This window comes from Alkalibacterium psychrotolerans (genome assembly GCF_054784355.1).
This window is the reverse complement of sequence record NZ_BAAGPH010000111.1, coordinates 1-5,803: the sequence shown is the minus strand read 5'-3', so window position 1 is coordinate 5,803 and position 5,803 is coordinate 1. Positions and strand designations below refer to the sequence as shown.

Here is a 5,803-nt window from a genome sequence, read left to right as displayed (position 1 = left end):
GATCATCAAAAGCGACTTTTTGAAATTTTTCTCCCCCATGGGGGAGAAAGCTCCATTCTTTCAAACAGTTAATCAATCAACTAAGTTAAGAACAATTCTTAACTACAAACTTATTATACGAGGAGGGAAGCGGATGAGTTTTTGGGTCAGTTTGGGCTTTATCTCAATTTTTTGGATTATTTCAAGTATTGGACAGGTATCGGTAAGTCCGCAACCCCTATCTTTGATGGGGCTGTTTTATGCGCTTTATTTTGCGTTACCCCTTCTGAACAACAAACTAAAATGGACGGTCTACTTTTTACTCCCAGTGATTGTACGTATAACCTTCGGAATGACTACTCTGCCGCTAAGTGTTACTTTTTTGATTTTAATGATCGGCTTCGATTTCAGCCGGACGTATAATCAGAATCAAACCGGTCTTTACTTAGGGGTCCTTTATATGATTGCTTTCATGCCGGAGTATTTAAGGGGCTTTCAGATTAACTTGTTTATTGAGAGCATGGTATTTGCTCTGGTCAGTTATTTAATTATACGGGTTCAATCTGGAGAAATGAAGTACAGACAAATAAAGCAGGACAGTGAACAGTTGACAGCAGACTATCGCGCACTTAAAAGACAGGTAAACAGTGGGGAAATGCTTGCAAGGCAGGAAGAGCGCCGCGTAGTAGCCCGTGATATTCATGACTCAGTGGGGCACCGCTTAACTGCTCTAGTGATGCAGTTGGAAGTGGCGCGTTATCAGGCAGAATCGGATGCAGTAAAAGAGCAGCTGACAGCCTTTAAAGATTTGGCCCAGACCAGCCTACATGAAACACGGGAGGCAGTCAGTGCACTGAAATCCCGGGAAACTGCCGGCTTGCAGGCTGTTATTCAGCTGATACGAAAACTTGAAGCAGAAAGTCATTTAAAAATCCGGTTTCTTATTGGTTCAGGTGTTTTGAGCGAACCCTTAACAAACGAACAGTCTGTGGTAATTTTTCGCTCTGTTCAGGAATCATTAACTAATATGATGCGGCATAGCCAAGCGCGTCAGGCCGATGTTCAGTTTAAAGTATTAGGCGAACGGTATTTTCAGTTTTCAGTTTCCCATCGTATAACTAAGAAAATTCAGTATAAAGAAGGATTTGGTCTGTCTGCTATGCGGCAGCGTCTGGAAGACATAGACGGTCAGCTGACTATCTCTCAAAACGATAACAATTTTAGTGTAACCGGTCAATTTCCACTGGAATCTTTGAACAGAATAGAGGAAGACATATGAAAAAGATATTACTAGCTGAAGATCAGGCAATGGTAAGGCAGGGCCTGAAAATGATGATTGAAATGGATGAGTCGCTCAGGGTAACGGGGGAGGCGGAAAACGGTCAGGAAGCAATAGATCTGTGTGGACAATGTGACTTTGATTTAGTGCTTTTGGATATTCGTATGCCTATTATGAATGGACTTGAAGCGAGCAAAATCATAAGAGAGAAACACCCGGAGATTAAATTGCTGATTCTTACTACCTTCAATGATGAGGACTATGCAATGGAGGCGCTGAAGAACAAGGTCAATGGTTACTTACTTAAAGATGGTAACAGTGAAGAACTGCGTAATGCTATCCATCACTGTCTTGATGGTGGGCTTATTATAGAAGGTCAAGTTGCTGCTAAAGTCATGCCATCTTTATTACAGGATTCAAACCCTCTGCTTCAGCTTGACGACTCACTCACGGAACGTGAAAAAAGCATTCTTAGTGAAATAGCCAGAGGGAAAAATAATCAGGAAATTGCCCACTCACTTTTTCTCTCGGTTGGTACAGTGAAAAACCACATCACGGTTATACTGGATAAACTGGACTTGAGAGACCGGACACAACTTGCCATCTACGCGATTAAGCATGGCTTGGATAAAACTAATGACTAAAGTCATAACTTTTTTATGACTGGAGACAGTGCTATTGCTGTCTCTTTTTTTGTATACTTTATGTAAATCAACAAATAGAAAGGAGTGCTGGACATGCTGGAAACTAGAAATTTAACGAAAAAATTCAAGACACTGACTGCTGTGAATCATGTCAATCTCTTTTTGGACAAAGGGGAATCGGTCGGTTTGCTGGGACCAAATGGAGCGGGCAAATCTACCACTATTTCGATGATTTCGACTTTACTGCCACCTACAAGCGGCGAAGTTCTTTTCAACGGGAAAAATGCATTGAAGGAGTCTCAGGAGCTGCGAAAAGTCCTCGGTGTAGTACCGCAGGAGATAGCTTTGTATGAAGAGTTGTCGGCATATGAAAACATGAAGTTTTTTGGAAGAGTTTACGGACTGAAAGGAAAAAAATTAAGCAGACGAATAGATGACGTACTCGACCTTATTGGACTAACCGAACGCAAGAAAGAAGCAGTAAAAACCTACTCGGGCGGAATGAAAAGGCGCATCAATATCGGCATCACTTTGCTGCACGAACCGGAAATTTTGATAATGGATGAGCCTACAGTCGGAATTGATCCCCAATCCCGGAATTATATCCTTGATATGATTCGTCAGCTTAACCTTGAGAAGAATATTACCGTGTTGTACACCAGTCATTATATGGAAGAAGTGGAGAAATTATGTGATCGTGTATATATCATGGATCACGGCGAAGTCATTGCTTCAGGGACAAATGAAGAATTAAAAAGTATCTTGTCAAACGAGGAATCAATACGGATTGATGTTCATACACTTTCACCGGCTTTTGAACAGGCACTGTCTCGGCATGAAGTAGTGAAAAAAGTGACTGAGGAAGGGCAGGGGTATAAAGTGATTGCCCCGAAAGGCACAGAGTTACTGGGTGATATTTTTGAACTGGCCAAACAGACTCAGACAAAAATTACCAGCGTGTCCATACAGACACCTACTCTTGAAGATGTATTTCTGCACTTAACTGGACGAACGCTGAGAGATTAAAAGGAGGGAAAGCCCATGTTTCAGCTCATAAAAAAAGACAGTCTGATTCTGTCCCGCAGCCGTTCGGACTTGACGGAACTGCTGTTCATGCCTTTTATTCTCATTGCGATTCTTGGACTAGCCTTAAACAACTTGACAATGACCGAGTTTAACATCAACGCCTTTCCTGTGGGATTTGTGCAGGAAGAGACAGCTCAGACAGAATTGGATTCATGGCGAACAGAGTTGACTGACCGTCAGTTTCCGGATGAAGTCATAGAAGAACTTGTGTTACAGGCTGAAGCAGTCACGCCAAGTGAACAGATAAGTGACTTGCTGAACAGTGAAGATATTGCTGAATGGATTGATGTCAGAGCGTTTGCATCTTTGGATGAAGCACAGGGCGAACTGGAAGCTGGTGACCTGACCGGCCTGATCATTGTTCCTGAAGCATTCAATCAAACCATCTGGACTGAACTGTTTTTAGAAGAAGGTGAAAGTCAGACTCTAACGCTAGAAGTTCGAGACAGTGACAGCGTCACCACAGATATTTTAAGAGGGGTACTAAGCACCTATGCTAACCAGTTTAACCTTGAGGCCAGTATTGCCGTTGCTTCCGGAGGAGAATCAGAAGTGGTAGAGGAATACGAAAGCTACGGTTCAGTGGCGACACTCACCCGTGAAGAACCGGTCAGCTCGTTTCAGTACTACACCATCGGTATGGGCGCCATGTTTGCACTTCACACGGCACCGGCCTTAGCAAGTCGGGCATTCAAGGAAAAACAACAGCATGTATTTGGACGTTTAATGATATCCGGAACCAGACCGCTAACTTATTTAGGCAGTAAACTGGTATCCGGCACGGTTATTACTTTTATACAACTGGCGATACTGTTTGGACTCAGCACACTTATTTTCGGAACCTTTCAGGGACGTTCGCTGGGGTTCTGGATAGACTTGAGTCTGGTCAGTGTGTTCTTCGCACTCGTTATCGGAGCGATCACCAGTCTGCTTACGTCGATTACACTTTATTCAAACAGCAATACATCTTCCGGCTTTTTCGGAGGAATAGTGGTCACACTTTTCGCCTTTGTTGGAGGAAGTTTTACGCCGGTCGAAAATTTCTCGGAGAGCCTACGTACAATTGGAAACTGGACACCCAACGGAGCTATGATGACAGCTTATTTACAGTTAATGCAGGGCTTTAATCTCTCAGAAGTCTTTCCATTAATCGTGAGAGTCATAGGTATGACGGTCATCCTTACTGCCGTTAGTGTTCTATTATTTCCGAAAAGGAGGCTGGACTAAATGGGAACAGTATTTGTACTGCAATGGAAACGATTGTTTAAGCAACCGACTTTACTGTTGACCTTTTTCGGCTTAACTCTTTTGTTTGTTTATTTCCTGGCAGGTGGTCAGAGTAATCAAACCATTACGGTGCCTACCTACAGTGAAGATCTCTCCACTCAGGAGTTGAATGGCTGGATTGATCGGTTAAATGAGGAAGAAGCGTATGAGTTTATTGCAACAGATGGAGAGGCGGTAGCAGAAGCTATACGAATGAATGAACGTTCCTTTGCGCTTGAGGTAAACAGCAGCGATTTCCGCTTTCTCATTGGTCGGGAAGATATGGAAATATCACCTATCATACGTTATGTGGAACAGCAGTACTCCAACGTTAAACGCCTAGAAGAAGCCAGTGCATTAATTGGCAATGAGGCAATTGAAGTTCGAGACTTTATTACCGTGGAAACCGTTGCTCATACTGAGATGGTGTCTGCAAATGAACAGTACCGAGTGGGTATTATTATGGGAATGACTCTTTATTTCTCTATTTTCTCAATCCTCTTTCTAATGATTAATCTGCTAGAAGAGAAACGGACAGGAACCTGGCAGCGTCTTATATTTTCTCCCTTGACAAAAACACGCATTTATCTCGGGCAACTATTTCATTATCTGCTTGCGGGGATTATGCAAATCATTCTGGCGTTAGTCGTTTTACGCTTTATAGTCGGACTTGATTTGGGTACTAATTATATCGCCATCGGTGCTGTTTTATTAAGTTTCGTCTTTGCTATCGTTTCCTTAGGTCTTGTGCTGATGGGGGTTGTTACAACCACGCAGCAGCTTCAAGTGGTCATACCGATAGTGACCACTTCGATGGCAATGCTTGGAGGGGCATTCTGGCCGCTGGAAGTAGTGAGCAACCGGGTGCTGCTTTTCGTCGGGGATTTAATGCCGATTAAGTATGGAATAGAAGGTATGACCGGAGCCGTATTGCTTGATCAGTCACTCAGTCAGTTAATGGGTCCCATCTCAGTGCTTCTACTAATGGGTATCGTGTTCATGGGTGTGGGTATCAATCTAATGGAGCGTGTATCGGAATCCTGAGTATTATAAGGAGTGATACGGTTTCTTATAAAGGGAATATCATTGACCAGACTGGTCAGGTAGAGTATACTTACTGTATCGACCAGACTGGTCAGTTTTTTTAAATCCAGATCGACCAACCCGGTCAATAACCAATATACATACGAAAAGTCGAAAGGAGGGATTGAATGGACGAGGCATTTTTATCCTTGGATAAAGAAAAACAGGATCGCATATTGGATGCCGCTTTTCAGGAGTTTGCCGAGAAGGGCTACGAGCAGGCGTCAACCAATCAAATTGCTAAAGCGGCAGGTATAGGCAAAGGCACATTGTTTTATTACTTCAAGAACAAGCAGAATTTGTTTTATGACTTGATTGATGTTGCTTTTAATATTGCTGATCACTAGTGTTGCATTAAAATAGTAACCTGTTCCATGGCATAAAAAAATCCTTTATACTAGTACTTGGATGACTTATCCAAGACCAATACAAAGGATCTACGCATGGATAAGTATAAAACAAAAAT

6 protein-coding genes are annotated in these 5,803 nt (G+C 42.7%); all 6 read left to right on the top strand.

Annotated features, from left to right (window positions below; genetic code table 11):
* The first annotated feature begins 133 nt into the window (after positions 1 to 133).
* Complete coding sequence (locus tag ACYVLS_RS09450; protein WP_460323904.1) at positions 134 to 1,258, top strand: sensor histidine kinase; 1,125 nt, start codon at positions 134 to 136, stop codon at positions 1,256 to 1,258.
* Positions 1,255 to 1,902 (top strand): response regulator, encoded by a 648-nt coding sequence (locus ACYVLS_RS09445; protein ID WP_460323902.1) that lies wholly within the window; start codon positions 1,255 to 1,257, stop codon positions 1,900 to 1,902. Before ACYVLS_RS09450 ends, ACYVLS_RS09445 begins: the two co-directional genes overlap by 4 nt.
* Before the next feature lie 93 nt (positions 1,903 to 1,995).
* Positions 1,996 to 2,928, top strand: coding sequence for an ABC transporter ATP-binding protein (locus ACYVLS_RS09440; RefSeq protein ID WP_460323900.1), 933 nt, complete (start codon positions 1,996 to 1,998; stop codon positions 2,926 to 2,928).
* A 15-nt stretch (positions 2,929 to 2,943) separates the two neighbouring features.
* The gene (locus ACYVLS_RS09435; RefSeq protein ID WP_460323898.1) at positions 2,944 to 4,215 is read left to right on the top strand and encodes an ABC transporter permease; all 1,272 of its coding nucleotides are present in this window, start codon (positions 2,944 to 2,946) and stop codon (positions 4,213 to 4,215) included.
* Complete coding sequence (locus ACYVLS_RS09430) at positions 4,216 to 5,298, top strand: ABC transporter permease (RefSeq protein ID WP_460323896.1); 1,083 nt, start codon at positions 4,216 to 4,218, stop codon at positions 5,296 to 5,298.
* A gap of 167 nt (positions 5,299 to 5,465) precedes the next feature.
* On the top strand, positions 5,466 to 5,684 hold the full coding sequence (locus tag ACYVLS_RS09425; RefSeq protein ID WP_460323894.1) for a TetR/AcrR family transcriptional regulator: 219 nt from the start codon (positions 5,466 to 5,468) through the stop codon (positions 5,682 to 5,684).
* The last annotated feature ends 119 nt before the right edge of the window (positions 5,685 to 5,803 follow it).

Coding starts and splice junctions, on each gene's coding strand:
- ACYVLS_RS09450 (WP_460323904.1), top strand. CDS start 134: ATGAGTTTTTGGGTCAGTTTGGGCTTTATCTCAATTTTTTGGATTATT.
- ACYVLS_RS09445 (WP_460323902.1), top strand. CDS start 1,255: ATGAAAAAGATATTACTAGCTGAAGATCAGGCAATGGTAAGGCAGGGC.
- ACYVLS_RS09440 (WP_460323900.1), top strand. CDS start 1,996: ATGCTGGAAACTAGAAATTTAACGAAAAAATTCAAGACACTGACTGCT.
- ACYVLS_RS09435 (WP_460323898.1), top strand. CDS start 2,944: ATGTTTCAGCTCATAAAAAAAGACAGTCTGATTCTGTCCCGCAGCCGT.
- ACYVLS_RS09430 (WP_460323896.1), top strand. CDS start 4,216: ATGGGAACAGTATTTGTACTGCAATGGAAACGATTGTTTAAGCAACCG.
- ACYVLS_RS09425 (WP_460323894.1), top strand. CDS start 5,466: ATGGACGAGGCATTTTTATCCTTGGATAAAGAAAAACAGGATCGCATA.